The organism is Clostridium sp., from assembly GCF_036639235.1.
In the GTDB taxonomy this organism is placed as follows: Bacteria; Bacillota; Clostridia; order Clostridiales; family Caloramatoraceae; genus Clostridium_AB.
This window is the reverse complement of the sequence record NZ_JAVWJB010000004.1, coordinates 56,719-79,322: the sequence shown is the minus strand read 5'-3', so window position 1 is coordinate 79,322 and position 22,604 is coordinate 56,719. Positions and strand designations below refer to the sequence as shown.

The 22,604-nt window shown below is 34.1% G+C and carries 28 protein-coding genes and 2 other annotated features; of the genes, 3 read left to right on the top strand and 25 right to left on the bottom strand.

Going from position 1 to position 22,604, the window contains the following annotated elements:
- Positions 1 to 42 precede the first annotated feature (42 nt).
- Positions 43 to 429 carry a hypothetical protein gene (locus RR539_RS02315; protein ID WP_332473415.1) on the top strand — a complete coding sequence of 129 codons (387 nt, stop codon included), beginning with the start codon at positions 43 to 45 and terminating at the stop codon, positions 427 to 429.
- 73 nt (positions 430 to 502) lie between these two features.
- Here the strand turns inward: RR539_RS02315 and RR539_RS02310 are convergent, their stop codons facing one another.
- The 11 genes from RR539_RS02310 to ilvC all read right to left on the bottom strand — a co-directional run bounded on the left by RR539_RS02310 (position 503) and on the right by ilvC (position 12,457).
- Positions 503 to 658, bottom strand: a complete 156-nt coding sequence (locus RR539_RS02310) for a hypothetical protein (RefSeq protein WP_332473414.1) — start codon at positions 656 to 658, stop codon at positions 503 to 505.
- A 176-nt stretch (positions 659 to 834) separates the two neighbouring features.
- Positions 835 to 2,649, bottom strand: coding sequence for an adenine deaminase (locus tag RR539_RS02305; protein WP_332473413.1), 1,815 nt, complete (start codon positions 2,647 to 2,649; stop codon positions 835 to 837).
- Positions 2,650 to 2,780: 131 nt separating this feature from the next.
- Positions 2,781 to 4,202, bottom strand: coding sequence for a purine-cytosine permease family protein (locus tag RR539_RS02300; RefSeq protein ID WP_332473412.1), 1,422 nt, complete (start codon positions 4,200 to 4,202; stop codon positions 2,781 to 2,783).
- 173 nt (positions 4,203 to 4,375) lie between these two features.
- A complete protein-coding gene (locus RR539_RS02295; RefSeq protein ID WP_332473411.1) occupies positions 4,376 to 5,551 on the bottom strand; it encodes a MalY/PatB family protein in 1,176 nt (391 codons plus the stop codon).
- A 287-nt stretch (positions 5,552 to 5,838) separates the two neighbouring features.
- On the bottom strand, positions 5,839 to 6,147 hold the full coding sequence (locus RR539_RS02290; RefSeq protein WP_332473410.1) for a hypothetical protein: 309 nt from the start codon (positions 6,145 to 6,147) through the stop codon (positions 5,839 to 5,841).
- Positions 6,137 to 6,631: an acetolactate synthase small subunit gene (gene ilvN / locus RR539_RS02285; RefSeq protein WP_332473409.1), complete on the bottom strand. Its 495-nt coding sequence runs from the start codon at positions 6,629 to 6,631 to the stop codon at positions 6,137 to 6,139. Before ilvN ends, RR539_RS02290 begins: the two co-directional genes overlap by 11 nt.
- A 12-nt stretch (positions 6,632 to 6,643) precedes the next feature.
- A complete protein-coding gene (gene ilvB / locus RR539_RS02280) occupies positions 6,644 to 8,266 on the bottom strand; it encodes a biosynthetic-type acetolactate synthase large subunit (protein WP_332473408.1) in 1,623 nt (540 codons plus the stop codon).
- Positions 8,267 to 8,293: 27 nt separating this feature from the next.
- On the bottom strand, positions 8,294 to 9,373 hold the full coding sequence (leuB, locus tag RR539_RS02275) for a 3-isopropylmalate dehydrogenase (RefSeq protein ID WP_332473407.1): 1,080 nt from the start codon (positions 9,371 to 9,373) through the stop codon (positions 8,294 to 8,296).
- A complete protein-coding gene (leuD, locus tag RR539_RS02270; RefSeq protein ID WP_332473406.1) occupies positions 9,373 to 9,861 on the bottom strand; it encodes a 3-isopropylmalate dehydratase small subunit in 489 nt (162 codons plus the stop codon). Before leuD ends, leuB begins: the two co-directional genes overlap by 1 nt.
- 1 nt (position 9,862) lies before the next feature.
- Positions 9,863 to 11,125, bottom strand: coding sequence for a 3-isopropylmalate dehydratase large subunit (gene leuC, locus RR539_RS02265; RefSeq protein ID WP_332473405.1), 1,263 nt, complete (start codon positions 11,123 to 11,125; stop codon positions 9,863 to 9,865).
- 339 nt (positions 11,126 to 11,464) lie between these two features.
- A complete protein-coding gene (ilvC, locus tag RR539_RS02260; RefSeq protein WP_332473404.1) occupies positions 11,465 to 12,457 on the bottom strand; it encodes a ketol-acid reductoisomerase in 993 nt (330 codons plus the stop codon).
- Between the two features lie 141 nt (positions 12,458 to 12,598).
- Positions 12,599 to 12,795 (bottom strand) — a binding site (T-box leader).
- Positions 12,796 to 12,898: 103 nt separating this feature from the next.
- Positions 12,899 to 13,090, bottom strand: a binding site (T-box leader).
- A 288-nt stretch (positions 13,091 to 13,378) separates the two neighbouring features.
- Here ilvC and cwlD point away from each other — a divergent pair.
- Positions 13,379 to 14,089, top strand: coding sequence for an N-acetylmuramoyl-L-alanine amidase CwlD (gene cwlD, locus RR539_RS02255; RefSeq protein ID WP_332473403.1), 711 nt, complete (start codon positions 13,379 to 13,381; stop codon positions 14,087 to 14,089).
- Between the two features lie 74 nt (positions 14,090 to 14,163).
- On the top strand, positions 14,164 to 14,697 hold the full coding sequence (locus tag RR539_RS02250; protein ID WP_332473402.1) for a hypothetical protein: 534 nt from the start codon (positions 14,164 to 14,166) through the stop codon (positions 14,695 to 14,697).
- A 34-nt stretch (positions 14,698 to 14,731) separates the two neighbouring features.
- Here the strand turns inward: RR539_RS02250 and rpsI are convergent, their stop codons facing one another.
- From rpsI to RR539_RS02180, 14 genes are all read right to left on the bottom strand, one after another.
- Positions 14,732 to 15,124, bottom strand: a complete 393-nt coding sequence (rpsI, locus tag RR539_RS02245; RefSeq protein WP_332473401.1) for a 30S ribosomal protein S9 — start codon at positions 15,122 to 15,124, stop codon at positions 14,732 to 14,734.
- A 27-nt stretch (positions 15,125 to 15,151) separates the two neighbouring features.
- The gene (gene rplM / locus RR539_RS02240; protein WP_332473400.1) at positions 15,152 to 15,586 is read right to left on the bottom strand and encodes a 50S ribosomal protein L13; all 435 of its coding nucleotides are present in this window, start codon (positions 15,584 to 15,586) and stop codon (positions 15,152 to 15,154) included.
- Positions 15,587 to 15,718: 132 nt separating this feature from the next.
- Positions 15,719 to 16,453 (bottom strand): tRNA pseudouridine(38-40) synthase TruA, encoded by a 735-nt coding sequence (truA, locus tag RR539_RS02235; RefSeq protein ID WP_332483371.1) that lies wholly within the window; start codon positions 16,451 to 16,453, stop codon positions 15,719 to 15,721.
- Positions 16,453 to 17,250, bottom strand: coding sequence for an energy-coupling factor transporter transmembrane component T family protein (locus tag RR539_RS02230; RefSeq protein ID WP_332473398.1), 798 nt, complete (start codon positions 17,248 to 17,250; stop codon positions 16,453 to 16,455). The genes truA and RR539_RS02230 overlap by 1 nt, the downstream gene beginning before the upstream one ends.
- Positions 17,243 to 18,106 (bottom strand): energy-coupling factor transporter ATPase, encoded by an 864-nt coding sequence (locus RR539_RS02225; protein ID WP_332473397.1) that lies wholly within the window; start codon positions 18,104 to 18,106, stop codon positions 17,243 to 17,245. The genes RR539_RS02230 and RR539_RS02225 overlap by 8 nt, the downstream gene beginning before the upstream one ends.
- A complete protein-coding gene (locus RR539_RS02220; protein WP_332473396.1) occupies positions 18,091 to 18,930 on the bottom strand; it encodes an energy-coupling factor transporter ATPase in 840 nt (279 codons plus the stop codon). Before RR539_RS02220 ends, RR539_RS02225 begins: the two co-directional genes overlap by 16 nt.
- A gap of 138 nt (positions 18,931 to 19,068) precedes the next feature.
- The gene (gene rplQ, locus RR539_RS02215) at positions 19,069 to 19,416 is read right to left on the bottom strand and encodes a 50S ribosomal protein L17 (protein ID WP_332473395.1); all 348 of its coding nucleotides are present in this window, start codon (positions 19,414 to 19,416) and stop codon (positions 19,069 to 19,071) included.
- An 11-nt stretch (positions 19,417 to 19,427) separates the two neighbouring features.
- Complete coding sequence (locus tag RR539_RS02210; protein WP_332473394.1) at positions 19,428 to 20,375, bottom strand: DNA-directed RNA polymerase subunit alpha; 948 nt, start codon at positions 20,373 to 20,375, stop codon at positions 19,428 to 19,430.
- A gap of 68 nt (positions 20,376 to 20,443) precedes the next feature.
- Entirely contained in the window at positions 20,444 to 21,064 is a 621-nt protein-coding gene (rpsD, locus tag RR539_RS02205; RefSeq protein ID WP_332473393.1) for a 30S ribosomal protein S4, read from the bottom strand.
- Positions 21,065 to 21,085: 21 nt separating this feature from the next.
- Positions 21,086 to 21,481: a 30S ribosomal protein S11 gene (gene rpsK / locus RR539_RS02200; protein ID WP_332473392.1), complete on the bottom strand. Its 396-nt coding sequence runs from the start codon at positions 21,479 to 21,481 to the stop codon at positions 21,086 to 21,088.
- Between the two features lie 17 nt (positions 21,482 to 21,498).
- Positions 21,499 to 21,870 (bottom strand): 30S ribosomal protein S13, encoded by a 372-nt coding sequence (rpsM, locus tag RR539_RS02195; RefSeq protein WP_332473391.1) that lies wholly within the window; start codon positions 21,868 to 21,870, stop codon positions 21,499 to 21,501.
- An 86-nt stretch (positions 21,871 to 21,956) separates the two neighbouring features.
- Complete coding sequence (gene rpmJ / locus RR539_RS02190) at positions 21,957 to 22,070, bottom strand: 50S ribosomal protein L36 (protein ID WP_048571584.1); 114 nt, start codon at positions 22,068 to 22,070, stop codon at positions 21,957 to 21,959.
- A gap of 21 nt (positions 22,071 to 22,091) precedes the next feature.
- A complete protein-coding gene (infA, locus tag RR539_RS02185) occupies positions 22,092 to 22,310 on the bottom strand; it encodes a translation initiation factor IF-1 (RefSeq protein ID WP_332473390.1) in 219 nt (72 codons plus the stop codon).
- A gap of 15 nt (positions 22,311 to 22,325) precedes the next feature.
- Positions 22,326 to 22,598: a KOW domain-containing RNA-binding protein gene (locus RR539_RS02180; RefSeq protein ID WP_332473389.1), complete on the bottom strand. Its 273-nt coding sequence runs from the start codon at positions 22,596 to 22,598 to the stop codon at positions 22,326 to 22,328.
- Positions 22,599 to 22,604: the final 6 nt, after the last annotated feature.

Below are 22,604 nucleotides of genomic sequence, written 5' to 3'. Positions count from 1 at the left end.
ATATGGTAATAATATATTAATAGGTTTAAGGAGATTTTAAATATGAATGTATATAACATGAAAAAGTTAACCATTGTATTAATTACATTTATAGTTTTTTCTACATTAGTGTTCTTTGGATCAGTTTATTTCTCAGATGAACAAATAAAAACTAAACTTAATAAGGATGTAATTACAATTACACATAATCAAAAAACAATTACCAAGTTTAATTTAAAAGATATTTCATATATAGGCCTTTATGAGGAGACTAAATCTAATGAGGGCTTTAATAAGGGAAGTATTAATGTCGCATCTTCCTTCTTCCCCTCAAGGCTATGTATTAAAATATACCTTAAAGGGCAAAATCCAGTGGTACTTAACTATTCTAGTACCTCTAAAACTATAGGTACATTTAACTACTTATCTGCTATAACAAAGAATCTTTAATATACTTTAATATAAATAAAAAGAAGCACCTACAATATAAGTGCTTCTTTTCTAGTTAATAATCAAATATATTCTATCCAATTATTATAGCTACAACAAATATAGTTGCTGCAACTAAAGGAATAAACATTAATATATTCCCTTCTTTCATAATACCACCCCTAGATAAAATATTAGAAAATAATATCTTCTCTAGATAATTTCTATAATCTAAACTTAAACTAAACATAATAGACAATCTATTACCTAACCCTAACTCTATCTATTGCAATTATATTAATCTTGAATATAATTTGTCAATAAAAATAAGTACAAATGTATATATATAAACTATTTTTTAATTAAGTATATGATTAAACAGGATTATTTTATGTTTTTTAGATTATTTATTCATTTATTTATCTATTATTTAATTTCAACTGGTATAATGCAGTAATTGTTAGCATCAACAAGACCTACATCTGTTATCTTCCACTTCGGACTTGTTGTAAGTGATAGAAATGCTAGATGCATAAATGGTGCATGTGCACTACATTCAAGTTCTTCTCTAACTATTCTATGGAGCTTTTGCATTTTTTCTGTTAACTCATATGCATTTAGTTCATCAGTCATAAGACCTGCAATATTTAGTTTCATACTATCTATTACTACCTTATCCTTAACAACCGCAACTCCACCTTGCATTTCAATAACCTTGTTAACTGCTACTGACATATCATCATAATTTGTCCCAACTACAATAATATTATGTGTATCATGTGATACTGTCTCTGCAAAGGCACCATGCTTCATATTAAAGCCCTTAACAAAACCACTTGTTAATTTATCCTTTCCATATCTTCCTACAACAGCAATTGGTAATATATCCTCATTTATATTAGGAACTATTCTACCATTTGCAACTATTAAATCCTCTTCAAAACCATCTGTTAGATTCTGATCTAAAATAAGCCCTATACATCTTACCTTTGCAACATTACTATCTGACTTAACATATAAGTCACTTGGTAATATTTCTTTTCTATTTACTGATTTTTTAACATTTTGTGGATAAGTATAACTTGGTATGTTAATTAGAAGTGTTCTATCCTCAGCTACAAGTTCACCCTTTAAGAATACCTTTGATACATTCATATCCTCAATTGGTGAGTCTATTACTGCTATATCTGCTATCTTTCCAGGAGCTAAAACCCCTATTTCTGAAAGTCCTAGCCATGTAGCCGGATTTATAGTTGCCATTTGTATAGCCTCTGCAGGGGATACCCCTTCTTTAATAGTTCTTCTTATAATGTCATTCATGTGCCCCTTATCTACAATATCCTCAGCTAGCATATCATCAGTTGCAAGTATAGCCCTTCTTGAATCTAACTTTTCCTCAGTTATAGCTCTTATACATTCAGGCATGTTTCTTTGGGTAGAACCTTCCCTCATTAACATATATACTCCATATCTTAACTTCTCTATAGCCTCTTTCTTAGTTGTCGTCTCATGACATGAAATATCACATCCACCTGCTATAATATGTGCTGCAAGTTCGTTTTGGAATAGTTCAGGTGCATTACCATCAACTCCATATCCATTTTCCCTAGCATATACAGTTGAAATTATTGTATCTCTGAAAACCTCTGGATTATGTCTATATACCCATTTAGCTGCACTAACTCCCTGTGTTTCTCCTATTCCTGATACATTGGGATATGATAATAACTCCTCCATATTATCTGATGTTATATTATATCCTGCTGTTTCAAGTCCTGGTGAATCTGGTGTTAATGCAGGTACCCTTAGATAAACATGATTTGGAAGGGTTTTAACCTCATCAGCCATTGCCTTAATCCCACTAGGTCCGAGTACATTTCCAATTTCATGTGGGTCAGAAATTAAACAGGTTGTTCCTGTTGGAATAGAAATTCTTGAAAACTCACTTGCAGTAAGCATAGCACTTTCAAAATGCATGTGAGCATCTATAAACCCTGGTGATAAATATTTACCTTCCATGTTATATACCTTAGTTTTTTCTCCTATAAGACTACTACATTCTCCAACCATAAGTATGTATTCACCACTTATTGCAATATCAGCACTATATATTTCTCTAGTTATTACATTTACTACATTTCCACCTTTTAAAACCACATCTGCATAGCTAATATCATTCATTAGAACATCAACCATATGTTGCCTTTTCGAAACTAATTTTAATGATTTTTGATTTAACATACTACCACTCCTATCTATAAATTCAATATCCATAAATCTTATGTTATCTAAATGGCTTATATTCTAGTAATAATTAAAAATCATAAACTAAAAAAGGAGGCTAATTATAGCCACCTTAATTTCTATGAAATTTAAATTTTCATATTTATTGCTCTTTTAAATGTGTCATGATTTTTAGCAAGTAAATAATAACAAATAGCTGATAGGATAAACCCTACTTCAAATCCTATATCAACCCCAAGTGCCACTGCAAAATAACCATGAATATATGTTGAATTAGTAAACAGGGCTGCTCCTATAAGACCTATAATGAAGGAGATAATCCCAGGCATAAATATTCCGTTTTTATACCAGTATTCTCCTCCCTTCCACAGCATTATATCCTCTGTTTTGTAATTACCACGTCTCATAAAGAAATCAACGATTATTACAGAAGCCCATGGACATGACCATATTGTTATTATGCTAAGCCACTGTTCATATAGTGAGAAGAACTCTCCGAATATAATAGTTGCAATTCTAAATAAAAGTGTAAATACAGCAACTACAAGTACAGCTTTAACTCTTGATAATGGAAATCTTAATGCTACTAAGTTAAGTGCTGCTGTATATCCATTTGGAACATTAGTTGCAATGGACCCTATCATTACTGCAAGTAAGAAAGGTATTAGATACCAGCTCGGTAGTACTCCTATTAATGCACTAATAGGATCTTCTGGGTTTTGCCCACCTATTGCACAGCAGAATAATACCCCAATAACTTCACAGAATGTTAAAGCAACAAATTGTCCCCCACCTGAAAATATAGCAACCTTTTTAAGGCTTGTTTGTTTTGGGTAATATCTACTATAATCAGAAGCAAAGTTAACCCATGATATTGGATAAGCAAATATAATTCCAACAGCGATTATCCATGTTTTAAAGTCACCACTTACCTCTTTAGCTGTACCTATTACTGAAAAATCTATTTGAGGTACAATAAAGAATAATAACCCTAAAAATAGAGTACCAAGTACAAGTGCTATTATTTTTTCTGAAGCCATTATTGTTGCATGACCATATATTGCTATTACTATTTCTAGAATAAGAACAATAGCAAGACATACCCACATAAGCATGCTGCTACTTGCATCAAATCCAAAAATAGTAGTTGAAGCCTGCATTAAAGCCTCTGTTGCAACTACAGAGTTAATTGAAAACCATCCAAGAACCGATATAACACTTATTATTATAGGTAGGTATGCACCTAACTGACCAAATGCAATTCTTGAGGTAACTATACCTGCTGTTCCTGTTCTAGGTCCCATTATTGAAGAAAGTCCTAATACCATGCAGCCAAGTAAATTTCCTACTAAAATAGCACTTATGGCCTGATACATAGATAGTCCTAGTGCAACTATAACTATTCCATTTAATAAAACAACATAGTTAATGTTTGCACCTATCCACATTTTAAAAAGTTCACTTGGGTGTCCATGTCTTTGATTCTCTGGTATTGGGTCTATTGAGTTTTCTTCTACCTTAAACAGTGCGTCAGTTTTAACATCGCTCATCTTTTCACTCCTTACATATTTATATATACATATGTTAAAGTTTAACTTTAACTTGTTCTTATTTATATGAAAGGACTAGGAATAATATATTACAGTTTATGGAACCTAACACATAAAAAAAGAAGCCCTAAGGCTTCCTTAATTATAAAAACTAATTTCTCATTATTTACTTCTTATCTTGATTTATAAGCTGCTAAAATATTATCCAGTGCTGCAACTATTGTATCCTTTGAACATGCAATATTAATTCTTGCAAATCCTTCTCCTTCTTCTCCAAATGACTTACCGCTACTTAAACCAACCTTAGCATCTCTTACTAGGAATGCATCAAGTTCTTCTGATGTTTTAAATGCTTTAGTAAAATCAAGCCATACAAGGTATGTTCCCTGTGGTCTCATTACCCTAACCTCAGGCATATTTTCCTTAAAGAAGTTAATTATATATGTTGCATTTTCATTAATATACTTTAGCATAGCATCAAGCCACTCTTCTCCGTGTTCATATGCTGCCATAGCACCAACGCCGTTAATAGCATTAACAGTAGGAACTGAAATTCTGCTTACCCACTTATTTAGACCTTCTCTTAATTCACTACTTGGAGAAATAACCATAGCAAAGTAAAGTGAAGCTAAGTTAAATGTTTTTGATGGTGAAAACGCTGCATATACATTTTCATATCTATCTCTAAAGTGTAATATTGACGTATAGTGATGTCCGTAGAATAATACATCACAGTGTATTTCATCTGAGAAAATAATTACGTTATGCTTTTTACAAATATCAACTATAAGTCCAAGTTCCTCGTACATCCATACTCTTCCTACTGGATTATGAGGGTTACTTAAAATAACCATCTTTACATCATTCTCTACTATTTTCTTCTCAAAATCGATTAAATCAATAGTGTACACTCCACACATATTTCCAAGAGAATTAGTAACAACCTTTCTGTTGTTCTCCTCAATTATTCTTGAAAAAGCATGGTATACAGGTGTTTGTATCATTATACTGTCACCTTCACTTGTGTTAGCAAGCATTGCAAGCGCAATAGCATTAACAACTCCTGAAGTATTTACAATTTCATTTGGGTCAATATCTAGGTGATGACGTACCTTCATAAAGTTTACAAAAGGAGTATAATCCTCTTCCTTCATAAATGTATATCCTAAAATACCGTGGTCAACCCTCTCCTTAATTGACTCTAGTACCTTTGTTGGAGCCTTAAAGTCCATGTCTGCAACCCATAGTGGTAAAACATTCTCTCCAAATACATTTTCACAGTTATCCCACTTGCTGCAGCTTGTCCCTGTTCTATCTACTACAACATCAAAATTATGATTTTTTTCCATCGTAATACCTCCTGGTACTTACATTAAGTAAATACGTAATATATGTACCTTAAATTATATCATAATCACCCTATGGAAAGAAGATGTTAATAACATACAGTTCTTAGGGAAGTATTACCTTTAATAAACTTTGTATATATTTAATAATGACAATAGTTTTCAATTAAGTATATAAGGTTTTTTTTACTTTAAAACTTAAGTTTAAGAGAAAATAAAGCTATTTTCATATATAGTTTATAACATTTCTATAAAAGATAATCTTATATATTTTTAACGAATTAATATATCTACTTTAGTATTTCACTAGGAGACTCTCCGTTTATTGATACAAGTGTAACTTCAGGTGCGTTAACCCATAAAAGGTTCCCACCCTCATCTGAAAGCAAAATAAGATTATGTGTTCCCTCTTCAACATTAGGAAAAAGTACTCCTCCAAAGTAACCTTCTATCTTAGACTGATAATATGAAAATGCACATCCCATATAAATATAGTTTTTATTATCTTTACTCCACTTAACAATAGCCCTCTCACTACCCCCTATAAAAAATAGGCAGATTACTCTGCCTATACTTATGCTGAATTTATTAATTTCCAAGTGAGCCTACTCCACGCTCTAGTGCAGTAACACCTGTTCTTACTATTTCCTTAATTCCATAGGGCCTCATCATTTCAATAAATGCACTAATCTTATCGTAATCACCTGTAACTTCTATGGTCATGCTTTTCTTATCGATATCAATTATATTTCCTCTAAATATATTAACATTTTCAATTATGGCAGATCTAGTTTCGTTATTAGCAGCTACTTTAAGTAGGGTAAGTTCACGAAGAACCCCCTTAGATGATTCTATATTAAGTATTTTTATAACATCAATTAGCTTGTTAAGCTGCTTTGTTATTTGTTCTACTATATATTCATCACCCTGAAGTGCAATTGTCATTCTAGATATTCTAGGGTCTTCTGTTGTACCAACAGTTAAACTATCAATATTATATCCTCTTCTACTGAATAGTCCTGCAACCTTACTAAGTACCCCTGATTGGTTTTCAACTAATACTGATAATATATGCCTTTTCATAACTTATCCTCCTTAAAGGGTTGCCTCTTTAGGGTCAACCATAAATTCTAGTAGATAAGGTCCCTTGTATTCAAAGGCTTCTTTAATAGCCTCCTCCATATTAGAACTTCCATCTACCCTTTTACACTTAATTCCGTAAGCCTCTGAAAGCTTAATAAAGTCAGGGCTCTTTGCGAAAAGTGTTCCAAATGGATGGTTGTACATTCTATTTTGCATTTCACGTACCATACCAAGTCCATCATTGTTAAGAAGAATTATTTTAATATCTAGGCCATGTTCCATAATAGTTCCCATTTCAAACATACTCATCTGGAATCCGCCATCTCCCATAACAGCTATAACTTCTCTGTCTTCATCAGCTGCAAATCTTGCACCTACTGAGGTTGGAAGTGAATATCCCATAGTTCCAAGTCCACCACTAGTTAAGAATCTTCTATTTGAAGTTATCTTAAAGTTATGTGCACACCAAATTTGGTTTTGCCCAACATCTGTTATAACAATAGCCTTATCAGATGCTGCATCTGATATTTTAGCTAATGCCTCTTTAGCGCTAACATATCTCTCATTACGGTTTTTAGCCATACCTAATGTGTTTTTAGGTAAAACTATTCCTTTAGTCCAGTCACTAACTGTAAAGTCTATCATGTTCTTTTTAATTTCTGTAATTATGTTCTTACAGTCTCCAACAACAGGAATAGAACTTCTAATATTCTTACCTATCTCTGCTGGGTCTATATCTATATGAATAATAAGTGCTTTCTTCTCAAGGTCCTGACACTTTGCCATAGAACGGTCAGCTATTCTAGTTCCAACGAATACAACAAGATCCGCCTCGTTTATTACTCTATTAGCATCCTCTACTCCATGTGAGCCTATTTGACCAATTACTAAGTCGTTATCCTCATATACACTGTCTTTACCCATCATTGTGTGAACCATAGGTATTTTGCATACGCGGGATAAACTATCAACTTCATCCTTAGCACCAGAAAGCTTTACCCCTCCCCCTATACAAAGAAGTGGTTTTTTACTTGCTTTTATTTTCTCTACAACCTTTTTAATCTGTCCCTTGTGTCCCTTAAGGGTTGGTTTATAACCTCTAATATCTATTTTTATAGAATTATAATCAAAGTCACCAATTTCCTCATTTTGTATATCTAGTGGTACATCTATTAATACAGGTCCTGGCCTTCCTGATGCTGCAATATGGAAGGCCTCCTTAATTATCTTAGGAAGCTTTTTAGCATCTTTTACTAGATATGAATATTTAGTAAAACATTCAGTTGACCCTGTAATATCAGCTTCTTGAAATACATCCTTCCCTATATTAGCTAGGTTTACCTGACCAGTTATAACCACAAGGGGAATAGAGTCCATATATGCTGTTGCTATTGAAGTTATAATATTCGTAGCACCAGGACCTGATGTTGCAAAGCAGACCTCAGGCTTACCTGTAACTCTAGCATATCCATTAGCGCTATGTCCTACAGCCTGTTCATGTCTTGATAGTATATGCTTTATATTTGAAGTTCTTAAGACTTCATATATAGGTACAACTGTTGCCCCTGGATATCCAAAGACTAGGTTAATTCCCTCTGATTCTAAACATCTTACTATTGCCTGTGCAGCTTTCATCTTTTTCTCCCCCTTTAAAGTTATTTTTTAGATTTCGCCTGCTATTAAATCTCCAATTTCATCACAGCCAACAAGTTTCATATCTGGCTGCATTATATCTGCTGTTCTATAACCCTTATCAAGTACACTTGATATTGCACTTTCTATTGCATTTGCAGCTTCATCCATATCAAAGCTATATTTAAGCATCATAGCAGCACTCATAATTGTTCCTATAGGATTTGCCTTATTTTGTCCTGCAATATCAGGAGCTGAACCATGGATTGGCTCATATAATCCTATTTTTCCATCTCCAATAGATGCTGATGGAAGGTTGCCAAGTGATCCTGTAAGCATTGAAGCCTCATCACTTATAATGTCTCCAAATGTGTTTTCTGTAACCATAACATCAAATTGATGTGGCCATCTAATAAGCTGCATACATGCGTTATCAACATACATTTGACTTAATTCAACATCTGGGTATTCCTTAGCTACTTCATATACAACCTCTTTCCAAAGTCTTGATGACTCTAGTACGTTTGACTTGTCTACTAAAGTAAGCTTTTTATTTCTCTTTCTAGCAATGTTAAATGAAACTCTTGCTATTCTATCTATTTCACTTGTTTGGTAAACCATCATATCAGATGCTCTAACCTCACCATTTTCAAGAACTTCCCTCTTCTTCTCACCGAAGTAAAGTCCTCCTATAAGTTCTCTAACAATCATAATATCAAGTCCATCACCTAGAACCTCTGGCTTTAAGTTTGATGCTGATTTAAGCTGTGGAAATAATACTGCTGGTCTAAGATTTGCAAATACACCTAGTTCCTTTCTTATTCCAAGTAGCCCCATTTCTGGTCTTTCACTACCCTTCATATTATCCCACTTAGGTCCACCTACAGCACCAAGTAGTACTGCATCACTATTTAAACATACATCTACAGTTTCCTTAGGTAGAGCTTCTCCTGTAGCATCAATTGCAGCTCCTCCAATTAATACTTCATTATATTCAAAGTTTATATTAAACTTATTTCCTATTTTATTTAATACTTTTATTGCCTGTGAAATTATTTCTGGTCCTATACCATCACCTGGCATTACTGCTATCTTAATATTCTTGCTCATTATTTTTCCCCCTTCTTAATGTAGTTAATAAGTCCATCTGCCTTAATAATTTCCTGCATAAACTCTGGGAATGGTGCAGCATTATAGCTAACCCCTTTAGTAATATTTATAATTTCACCTGTTGTAAAATTAATTTCTACTTCATTTCCCTCTTCAATATCCCTTGCAGCCTGTGGACACTCCATTATAGGAAGACCAATATTAATTGAGTTTCTATAAAAAATTCTTGCAAATGTTTCAGCAATAATGCACTGAGTTCCTGCTACCTTAATAGCAATTGGTGCATGTTCTCTTGATGAACCACATCCAAAGTTTTTACCTGCAACCATAATCTTGCTTACCTTTACCCTATCAACATATGAAGTGTCAATATCCTCCATACAGTGACTTGCAAGTTCTACTGGGTCTGATGTATTTAAATATCTAGCTGGTATAATAACATCTGTATCTACGTTATCTCCATACTTAATAACTGTTCCTTTAACCATATTACATTACCTCCTCTGGTGAAGATATTTTTCCTGTAACTGCTGATGCTGCTGCAACTGCTGGGCTAGCTAGGTACACTTCACTTTCTACATGTCCCATTCTTCCTACAAAGTTTCTATTTGTAGTAGCAACTGCTCTCTCTCCCTTAGCAAGTACTCCCATATGTCCACCAAGACATGGTCCACATGTTGGTGTACTAATTGCAGCTCCTGCTTCAACCATAATCTCAAGTAATCCTTCTTTAAGTGCTTGAAGCCATATCTTTTGAGTTGCTGGGAACACAATTAATCTAACATCTTTGTGAACCTTTTTACCCTTAAGAATCTGTGCAGCTACTCTCATATCATCAATTCTACCGTTTGTACATGAACCTATAACAACCTGATCGATTTTAACATCTCCTACATTGTCTATTGTTCTAGTATTATCTGGTAGATGAGGGAATGAAACTGTTGGTCTTATAGTTGATAAATCTATATTAATAACCTGTGAGTATTCAGCATCCTTGTCTGCACTATATACTGTGTACTCCTTAGTTGAATGTTCTTTAATATAATCAATAGTCTTGTCGTCTACTTCGAAAATTCCATTTTTAGCTCCTGCTTCAATAGCCATATTAGCCATTGCAAATCTATCATCCATGGATAGGTTTTTAACACCTTCGCCCTTAAATTCCATTGACTTGTATAGAGCACCATCTACTCCTATCATTCCAATAATGTGAAGTATAATATCTTTTCCCGATACCCATTTTTGCATTTTTCCTGTTAAATTAAATTCAATAGCTTCAGGCACTTTAAACCAAGCTTCACCTGTAGCCATTCCTGCTGCCATATCTGTACTTCCTATACCTGTAGAAAAAGCACCAAGTGCTCCATAAGTACAGGTATGAGAATCAGCACCTATTACAACATCTCCTGCAACAACTAGTCCTTTTTCAGGTAGTAGTGCATGTTCTATTCCCATTTGTCCTATTTCAAAGAAATTTTCAATTTCATTTTCATTTGCAAATTCACGAATAAACTTAACCTGTTCTGCAGATTTTATATCCTTATTAGGAGTAAAGTGATCAGGTACTATAGCAATTTTACTTTTACTAAATACCTCATCTTTACCTACTTTTCTAAACTCCTTTATAGCAACTGGAGTTGTTATATCATTTCCAAGTACCATATCAAGCTTTGCCTTAATTAATTGTCCTGCCACAACCTTATCAAGACCTGCATGTGCCGCTAATATTTTTTGAGTCATTGTCATGCCCATAACTTTTTCCCCCTTTAATTTACTTAAAGTAATATTTACCTTTTAAACCCATTCCTCATACTTTAACCGTAATTTTCATCTTCCCCATATCCACTTTTAAGTTCCTTTAACTGCCTTTTAGGCCCCCACCTAAATTATAAAGGTACTTAAACCTAGATATGTTTAAGATTACATCACTTTAATAATGCATTTTATTAAAGTTTAATATTTTTACCTTTTGGTTAAAGTACACTTATACTTATACTTTAACTAGTTTTAAAAGTTTATAAAATTAGACCCCGTCAATTCTTATAAACCTTTGCTTACTGGTATCCCAGTAAGCAAAGTATATAAATTGTCTTATTTCTTAGCCCAAGACATCATCTTTCTAAGTTCTTTACCAACTACTTCAATTTGGTGCTCTGATTCACTGTTTCTTACAGCTGTAAATCCAGGTCTTCCAACTTGGTTTTCTAGTAGCCAGTTTCTTGCGAATGTTCCATCTTGAATTTCTGACAGAACCTTCTTCATTTCTTTTCTAGTTTCATCAGTAACTAGTCTCTTACCTACTGAGTAATCTCCGTATTCAGCAGTATCTGAAATTGAATATCTCATGTAAGCTAGTCCACCTTCATTCATTAGGTCAACGATTAGCTTAAGCTCATGTAGACACTCAAAGTATGCCATTTCTGGTGCATATCCAGCTTCAACTAGAGTATCAAATCCAGCCTTAACCATTTCTGACATACCACCACAAAGAACTGCTTGCTCACCAAATAGGTCAGTTTCAGTTTCTTCTTTAAATGATGTTTCGAAAATTCCAGCTCTTCCTCCACCAATTCCCTTCGCATATGCAAGTGCTATATCCTTTGCATTTCCAGTTGCATCTTGGTGAATTGCTATAAGTGATGGAACTCCTCTTCCCTCTAAATACTGAGTTCTAACAGTATGTCCAGGTCCCTTAGGAGCTACTAGGAATACGTCAACATCTGCTGGTGGAACTATTTGTGCAAAGTGGATGTTAAATCCGTGTGCAAACATTAGTGCCTTACCCTTTGTTAGATGCTTAGCTATTGACTCTTTGTAAACTGCCCCTTGCTTCTCATCTGGTAGTAGTATCATAATTAGGTCTGATTTTTCAGCTGCCTCTGAAGCATCATATACAGTAAGTCCTGCTTCTTCTGCCTTAGCCCATGACTTACTTCCCTCATATAGTCCTACACATACATCAACACCGCTATCCTTAAGGTTTAGTGCGTGTGCATGTCCTTGGCTGCCGTAACCAATAATTGCTACCTTTTTCCCCTTTAATAAATCTAAATTTGCGTCACTATCATAGTACATTTTAGCCATTTTAAAAACCCCCTTAAAATATATGTATTGTTACCTAAAATATATAATTAAGCTTAGATAATTCTATGCTTATTATCAATTGATTTTTGTTACTTATTTTACTTAATTTCCTAAAAAAACAAATAAAAAAAAGACCCTCCACCATGGGGCGAGAGTCTTCGCGGTACCACCCAAATTTTCACTTATATAAATAACGGCTATTGCCGGACAAACCTACTATTAATTCAGTTCTCAGCTCCTGGGCTAGTTTCGAAATAATACTATTTAGGGCTCTCAGCCAATGGCCCCTTCTCTGTAAAAATCACATTAAATCTACTGTTCCCGTTCTCAGCTTTTAACGTATTCAATTTTTAGTATATATTTACTCTAGCCTCAGATGATATTATTCTTAAAAAATTATATAAAAAAAAGACTTCTCCATGGCAAAATTACATTGTCAATCCATGGGGCGAAATCTTCGCGGTACCACCCAATTTTAGCTAAATATATATAACGGCTATGCCGGTAAGACTTACTTCTGGTATTCAGTCTCCACTCAAGGGTGATATTCAATAATCTAATTTATGGATTTACACCAAACATCCACTCTCTATAAAACCTTAATTATCTACTTGTCCCTATCCACGCTTTATCATTATTAATTTATAACATATAAAGAAAATATTTCTATTATTTCTAGTAAATATACTATATTAAAATTTACTTGTCAATAGATTTTATTAAAATTTACTTTACACGTTTCATTTCCTTATTCTTTTTACAAATATAATTAATTCCAACTTTGTTTTGAAATTTAATATTGATTTTAACCCTCTATTTTAGGTTAGTCAATAGGTAATTTGAAAATTTAGTACTTTTTTATAATTTATAATTCATATATTTATATAAGTTTTCATGTATTAATTTATAAGGAGAGACATAATGAAAAAGAAATTTCCCATAGTTAATATGGTTATAGTAACACTTATTGTAACACTTATATTAGTCCTTGATATATCTTATCTTAATACCTTTTCAAATAAGTTTTTTGGACTATTAAGCCCTAAGGGCAGTAAAACAATTGTAGTTGATGCAGGCCATGGTGGTGTTGATGGAGGTGCTGTAGGCAGTGGTGGTACCCTTGAAAAGGATATTAACCTAAAACTTGCTCTAAAGCTTAAGGCCTACATAGAAGAAAGTGGTGATACCTGTATAATGATTCGTGAAGTAGATGAGGATCTTTACGGTAGATATGGATCAGGTAAAAATAAAAAACAACAGGACCTTAAAAAAAGAAAGGATCTTATAGATGAATATAATGCTGATATTTTTATAAGCATTCACCTTAATAGCTTCCCAAATTCTAAGGGTGCACAGGTGTTTTATCAAAAGGGCGATGAAAATGGTCAAATTCTAGCTAAGGCTATTCAAGATGAGATAAGGGTAAATGTTGATCCTTATAATAAAAGAACAGAAAAGGAATCTAATAAATACTTTCTTTTAAAAAGCAACCCTATTCCATCTGTTATAGTTGAATGTGGATTCTTATCAAGTCCTAGTGAGGAACAAATGCTTAAAAGTGATAAATACCAAAGTAAGCTTGCTGCATCTATCTTCTATGGAATAGAGAAATATTACGAGTTAAAAAAATAACAAAGTAATCATATCTATACTATTTTTTTCAAGTAATTTGGGTATAACTTTTAAATATGTTAAGGAGTTGGTAAATGAAAAGGTTTGTACTTTTCCTATTTTTAGTTATTAGCAGTGTATTGTTATTAAATTATCAAGCAACTACTAAGGTATACTCCGACTCTATACTCACTACTAAAACAAATAATTTTATTCAAAGTGTAGGGGGACGGATTATATGTAGTGATACTAATAATAATGTTTTAAATACTATATTTGAAACTAATAATAGTATTAATCTCTATACTGTATCAAATACACCTGGATATGAAATAGAAAAGTCTGTTAATCTGTATGCTGCTAATAATACTAGTTCTATTATTTTTAAGAAAGTATCCTATTATAACTTTACTTATATCTGCACATTAATTAATAATAAAGATATATTAAAATTAACCTCTAAAATACGAATTAAGACACTTGTTAATGGAGAAACCCTTATATATGAAAAGCCTACTTCTTCACTGCCTGGTTCTATTCTAAGCATTGAAGGAAGCTCTGTTGATGTGTTTGAAATTAGTCTACTTGATATAAATGATAATGAACTCTATATTAAAACATATAATTAAAATAAAAAAACCCCTCGTAATGAGGGGTTTAATATTATCTCTTTGAGAACTGTGACGCTCTTCTTGCTTTCTTTAGTCCGTACTTCTTTCTTTCTACCATTCTTGGGTCTCTTGTTAGGTATCCAGCTCTCTTAAGTACTGGCTTGATGTCAGCATCTGATTGAACTAGAGCTCTAGAAATTCCGTGTCTAATAGCTCCTGCTTGACCAGTGTATCCACCACCATGTACGTTTACAAGTACATCGTACTTGTCAAGAGTTCCAGTTAGGTTAAGTGGTTGCTTAACGATAACCTTAAGTGTCTCAAGTCCAAAGTAGTTCTCTATATCTCTTTTATTTATAACTATTTTTCCATCTCCAGGTACTAGTCTTACTCTTGCTACAGAAGTCTTTCTTCTACCTGTTCCATAGTATTGTACTCTTTCCATTCGAAAATCCTCCCTTCAATCCACTAATTAATATTTAAATTCTAGAACTTCTGGCATTTGCGCATCGTGCCCATGCTCAGTTCCCTTACATACTCTTAGCTTTCTGAACATTTGTCTTCCTAAGCTTCCCTTTGGTAGCATTCTTCTAACTGCTTCTTCTACAGCAAGTTCTGGCTTTTCTGCCATGATCTTCTTGTATGAAATTTCCTTTAGTCCGCCTGGATATAGTGAGTGATGTCTGTATAGTTTATCGTTTAACTTATTTCCTGTAAGAACTATTTTTTCAGCGTTAATCACTATAACGAAATCTCCAGTATCTACGTGTGGAGTAAATGTTGGCTTGTGCTTTCCTCTAAGAACTGTTGCTATTTGGCTTGCTAGTCTTCCTAGTGTCTTATCAGTAGCGTCAACAACATACCATTTTCTTTGTACATCTTCTGCTTTTGCCATGTATGACTTCATTAAATTACCCTCCCTGATCTCATTTCTAAATCTTGTGTAAGTATCTATTTTAAAGATCCGGGGCTAGTGGATCTTTGTGAACTGTATTACACCCTAATCTATTTTATTACATTGACCCTGGTGTGTCAATATTTAATAGTAAACTTCTTCAAGACAAAGGCCACATGCTAATGCAGTTTTCCCTGCTAATGCTCTGTCCTTTGACTTAATAATATCTCCTACAGTGTTAACTGGTATTCGCCCTCTACCAACATCTATAAGAGTACCGGCAATTATTCTAACCATATTGTATAGAAAACCATTTCCCTCTACAACCATAGTTATATAATCACCATTTTTTGTTATATTCAAACTATAAATTTCACGAACAGAATCTAATGTTGACCCTCCCTGAGATTTAAATGCTGAAAAATCGTGAACACCAATAAAATAGTTACAAGCCTCTACCATTTTATCAATCTCAAGTTCATATCCAACATGTGCATAATAGTTCCTCATAAGCGCTGCATTTATTCGTCTGTTTAGTATGTTGTATGAGTATCTTTTGCCTTTAGAAGAGAAACGTGGATGAAAATCCATGTCTACCTCCTCTGAAGAAACTACAGCAATATCTCTTGGTAGCTTAGCAGTAATAGCACTAGCAAATTTAAAAGCAGGTATACTGCTATTCGTTTTAAAACATGCTACTTGCCCTCTTGCGTGGACACCTGAGTCTGTTCTACTTGAACCTATAATCTTAATATCTTCTTTAACAAGGTCAATGATAACCTTTTCTAGGGTCTCTTCTACTGTAACAGCATTCTTTTGTTTTTGCCACCCACAATAGTTACTCCCATCGTATTCTATAACTAACTTTATATTTCTCATTAAATAAACCTACTTAATATTGATAAAATAAGTAATATTATCATTGAAGCAGCGGCTATATAGTCAAGCTTAGTAACCTTAAGCTGCTTAAGTCTTGTTCTTCCTTCTCCTCCTCTATAGCATCTAGCCTCCATAGCAGTTGCAAGATCTTCAGCTCTTCTAAATGAGCTAATAAATAAAGGTACTAGTATAGGAACAAGGCTTTTAGCTCTTTTTACAAGTGAACCTGATTCAAAATCAGCTCCCCTAGCCTTTTGAGCCTTCATAATCTTGTCTGTTTCCTCTATTAGCGTAGGAATAAATCTTAAGGCTATAGTCATCATCATAGCCAGTTCATGTGCAGGAAGACCTATTTTCTTAAATGGATTAAGAAGTCTTTCTATACCGTCTGTTAATGCTATAGGTGATGTTGTTAGGGTTAGTATTGATGTACCTATAATTAGGAATACTAGCCTTAATATCATAAACACAGCAAGGTATATACCCTTATCTGTAATCTTAATAAACCCTAACTGATAAACTATATTACCAGGTGTTAAAAATAAATTTAATACCGCAGTAAATGCAATAATCCAAAGTATAGGCTTTAAGCCTTTAAAAATAAACTTTGGTGGTATTTTTGCTATGTAAATTGTAAAGAAAGTAAATGCTGCTATAAAAACATATCCAAATATATTATTTACAACAAATAATATAGCTATATATAGTAATGACAATAATATTTTTACTCTTGGGTCTAGTTTGTGTACAAATGAATCTCCTGGTAGGTATTGACCTATCGTAATATCTTTAAGCATTATTATTACTCCTTAAAAGGTTTAAAATAGCTCTTTTCGCCTCATCTACAGTAATTATATCATCACTAATCTCAAAACCCTTAGCTTTAAGCTCGCGAATAAGATATGTTATCTGTGGAACAGCTAGACCTATTTCTTCTAGAGTTTCAATATTCTTAAATACATCCTTTGGTTTGCCCATTAGTACTACTTCGCCCTTTGACATAACAATAAGTCTATTAGCAATATTAGCCATATCCTCCATGCTATGAGATACAATAATTACTGTCATTTTATATTCATCGTGAAGTTCTTTAATTTTCGTTAAAATTTCGTCTCTACCATGAGGATCAAGTCCCGCTGTAGGCTCATCTAGAATAAGTATTTCAGGCTGCATTGCTATAACTCCAGCAATAGCAATTCTACGTCTTTGTCCACCACTTAAATCAAATGGAGAAACATCCTTATACTTATCATAGTCAATTCCAACTACATTTAAAGCTCTTTTAACCCTTTCAAGTACTTCCTCTTTAGAAAGACCTAAATTAATTGGGCCAAAAGCTACATCCTTTTCGATTGTTTCCTCGAAAAGTTGATATTCAGGATACTGAAAAACAAGTCCTACCTTTTGTCTTACCTTAAGTAGGTCAGCGTCCTTATCTGTTATACATACATCATTAACATATATGCTGCCACTAGTTGGCTTTAAAAGTCCATTAAACTGCTGTATCAGGGTAGATTTCCCTGATCCTGTGTGTCCTATTAGGCCAATAAATTCGCCTTTTTCAATTTCTAAAGAAACTCCCTTTAAAGCTGTTTTCTCAAATGGAGTCCCTACACTATACTTATATGTTAAGTTGTCTACTTTAATCGACATATCTCATCCACCATCTCTTCTATGGTTAATATATCTTCCTTTAAATCTACTCCACTTTGTCTTAACCTATATGCAAGTTCAGTTACCTGTGGTACATCTAGTCCTATTTCCTTAAGTCGTCTTACTTCCTTAAATACTTCCCTAGGAGTTCCATCTATAATAGGCTCCCCTGCATCCATAACAATAATTCTATCAGCTTGAGCTGCTTCCTCCATATAATGGGTTATAAGAACTATAGTTATTCCTTCTTCTGCGTTAAGTTTCTTGATAGTAGAAATAACCTCAGCTCTACCTGACGGATCAAGCATAGCAGTTGGCTCATCAAGAATAATGCAACTTGGCTTCATAGCAAGTACTCCTGCTATTGCTACCCTTTGCTTTTGTCCACCTGATAAAAGATGTGGACCATGTTCCTTGTATTCTAGCATATTAACTGTGTTTAATGCATCGTCTACTCTTTGTCTTATTTCATCTGGAGATACCCCTAAATTCTCAGGTCCAAAGGCAACATCTTCTTCAACAATAGTTGCAACTATTTGGTTATCTGGATTTTGAAATACCATTCCAGCATTTTGTCTTATATTCCATATATCTTCTTCGTTTCTTGTATTATAGCTATCAACAAAGACATTTCCATCTTTAGGAATTAATATTCCATTAAAATGCTTAGCAAGTGTTGATTTACCTGATCCATTATGACCAAGTATAACCACAAATTCACCCTTATTAATAGTTACATTAACATCTTTTAGAACTATTTTCTCACTTTCTCCATTAGAATATGAGAAAAATACATTTTCAGTTGATAACATTCTGTTATTCATTTTTAAGCACCTACTACTTTCAAGGTTCAACTATTTTTAGATAATATAAAAGGGATTAAGTATAGTCATACTTAACTTAATCCCACATGAACCTAATTAAGGAATAAGAAAATCTTAAAGTCCTCAAATCTATGTTAATTAAACAAGCTCAAGAATAACTGCTTCTGCAGCGTCTCCTCTTCTTGGACCCATTTTCATTATTCTTGTATATCCACCGTTTCTCTCTTGGTACTTTGGTGCAATTTCTGAGAATAGCTTAGCAACAACTGCTTCCTCAGTAACATATGCAAGAACTTGTCTTCTAGCGTGAAGATCTCCTCTTTTAGCTAGTGTAATCATCTTTTCAGCAATGCTTCTTACTTCTTTAGCTCTCGCTTCAGTAGTTGTAATTCTTCCGTCTTCTGACTTAAAGAAGCTAGTTACAAGATTTCTTAGCATAGCCTTTCTTTGGTCAGTTGGACGACCTAGCTTACGGTATCCTGCCACTTAAATCCCTCCTATTCGTCGTTTTTTCTTAGATCAAAGCCTAGTCCCTTAAGTTTGATTTCAACTTCTTCAAGTGATTTCTTACCTAAGTTTCTAACCTTCATCATATCTTCTTCTGATTTTTGTACTAGTTCATAAACACTGTTGATCCCTGCTCTCTTTAGGCAGTTATATGATCTAACAGATAGATCTAGTTCTTCAATGGTCATTTCAAGGAATTTATCTTTTTTATCTTCTTCCTTCTCTACCATTATTTCAACATTATCATCATGTCCTCCAAGGCTTAGGAAAAGCTTGAAGTGTTCTATTAGTATCTTAGATGAGATGCTTATAGCCTCATCTGGTGTTATTGAACCCTTAGTCCAAATCTCAAGAGTTAACTTATCATAGTCAGTAATCTGACCAACACGAGTGTTTTCAACTGAATAGTTTACTCTATTAACTGGAGTGTAGATTGAGTCTACTGGTATTAAACCTATTGGTTGATTAGTAGACTTATTCTTCTCTGCAGGAACATAACCTCTACCTCTGTCGATATTAAGTTCCATATAAAGTCTTCCGCCCTCACTAACAGTAGCTATGTAGTGATCCTTATTAACAACCTCTACACCACCGTCAGACCTTATATCGTCACCTGTTACAACAGCTGGTCCTACTACATCTATAACAGCAGTCTTCGGAGCTTCTCCGTCGATTTTTACTGCTAGACCCTTAATGTTAAGGATGATCTCCATTGCATCTTCCTTAACGTTAGGGATTGTAGAGAACTCATGAAGAACTCCCTCAACTTTGATTGAGTTTACAGCAGCTCCTGGTAATGATGAAAGAAGCATTCTTCTCATCGCATTACCAAGAGTTGTACCATAACCTCTCTCTAACGGTTCAATTACAAATTTTGCATATGAACCATCCTCTGCGCTTTCAACACATTCTAATCTTGGCTTTTCTATTTCTAACATTTATATTAACCCTCCTTTTTAAAAAAGGTAACCTAAAAATGGCGAGGGCAACTGATTCTTCACCAAAATTACTTACTGTATAGCTCGACGATTAGAGTTTCGTTTACTGGTATTTCAACGTCTTCTCTTACTGGAAGAGCTACGATTGATGTTTCCATCTTATCTTTATCAACTGTCATCCAAGCTGGTGCGTTTGAAGCTACGTCAGCGATTGCCTTAAACTTCTCACTTGCCTTGCTCTTATCCTTAAGAGCTATAACTTCACCAACACTGATTTGGTATGATGGAATGTTTACCTTCTTACCGTTTACAGTGAAATGTCCGTGTCTAACTAGTTGTCTAGCTTCTGGTCTTGATCCAGCAAATCCTGCTCTGAAGATTACATTATCAAGTCTTGTTTCAAGAATTCTTACAAGGTTCTCCCCTGCAATACCCTTTTGGCTTTCAGCCTTCTCGTAGTAACCTCTGAATTGTGATTCAAGTACTCCGTAGATTCTCTTAGCCTTTTGCTTTTCTCTTAACTGTATTCCGTAGTTAGTAAGCTTCTTTCTTCCTTGTCCGTGTTGTCCCGGAGCATATGGTCTTCTAGCCATTGGGCACTTATCTGTGTAGCATTTTTCGCTCTTTAGATAAAGTCTTGTGCCTTCTCTTCTACATAATTTACAAACTGGTCCTATATATCTTGCCATTTATCTTGCACCTCCTATCAATTAGACTCTTCTTCTCTTTGGTGGTCTACATCCGTTATGTGGGATTGGAGTTACGTCCTTAATTAGACTTACTTCAAGACCTGCAGCTTGAAGCGCTCTGATAGCAGCTTCTCTACCTGATCCTGGTCCCTTAACATAAACCTCTACACTCTTCATTCCGTGATCAACTGCAACCTTTGCAGCAGTCTCTGCTGCCATTTGAGCAGCAAAAGGAGTGCTCTTTCTTGAACCTCTAAATCCAAGTCCACCAGCACTTGCCCATGAAATTGCATTTCCGGCAGTGTCAGTTAGAGTAACTATTGTATTGTTAAACGTTGATTGGATGTGAGCTGCGCCACGGTCAATATTCTTACGTTCTCTTTTTCTTTTAACTTTCTTACCTTTTTGAGCCGCCATTCATCTTCCCTCCTTGATTACTTTTTCTTCTTACCGCTTACTGTTCTCTTAGGTCCCTTACGAGTTCTAGCGTTAGTCTTTGTCTTTTGTCCTCTTACAGGAAGACCTCTTCTATGTCTCATTCCTCTATATGAACCGATTTCCATAAGTCTCTTAATGTTAAGAGCTACAGTTCTTCTAAGATCACCTTCAACTAGTAAGTTTTTGCCGATATAATCTCTTAGCACGTTAACTTCATCTTCAGTTAGGTTCTTAACTCTTGTATCAGGGTTAATTCCAGTTTCAGCAAGTATTTGCTGTGAACTTGGTTTACCAATTCCAAATATATAAGTAAGTGCTATTTCTACTCTTTTTTCTCTTGGTATGTCAACACCAGCTATTCTAGCCATTTAACTACTACACCTCCTGTGTTAATTCGAATTCGAAAAAAATTTATATAAAACACCAAATAAAATTTAGTGCAGCCGCGTTCTAATTAACCTTGCTTTTGCTTATGCTTTGGATTTTCGCATATAACCATTACTCTGCCATGTCTTCTTATAACTTTACATTTTTCGCATATTGGTTTTACAGATGGTCTAACCTTCATGGCTATTCCTCCTTTTTTATACTACTTAGCTCTCCATATAATTCTACCACGACTTAAGTCATAAGTAGATACCTCTACGGTAACTTTATCACCTGGAAGAATTCTTATGAAATTCATTCTAAGTTTTCCTGATATGTGAGCTACTATTTTATGACCATTTTCAAGTTCAACTTGAAAATTTGCATTTGGCAGCGATTCAAGTACTGTTCCTTGTAGTTCTATTACATCATCCTTTGCCATAGGTAACAAACCTCCTTATAACAAGTTCATTGACTGCAAGCACTTTCGAAGATCTGCGTCAAGCACTTTCCTACTATTTTCTAGTTTCTCCTTAATTTCTAAAGATAAACCATGACTAGTGTTTAAGTGTCTGATTTTTTTCTTCTTAGGATTGCCTATCTTTCGAAGATCTCCATCTGCTAGTAGTACATATTCACTATCGATTATCCCTACTATGATGAAAAATCTATCCTTATCTCTACCTGCCTTTGAGTTAACAATTTGTCCTAGGGTTATTTCACCCATCATTCATTC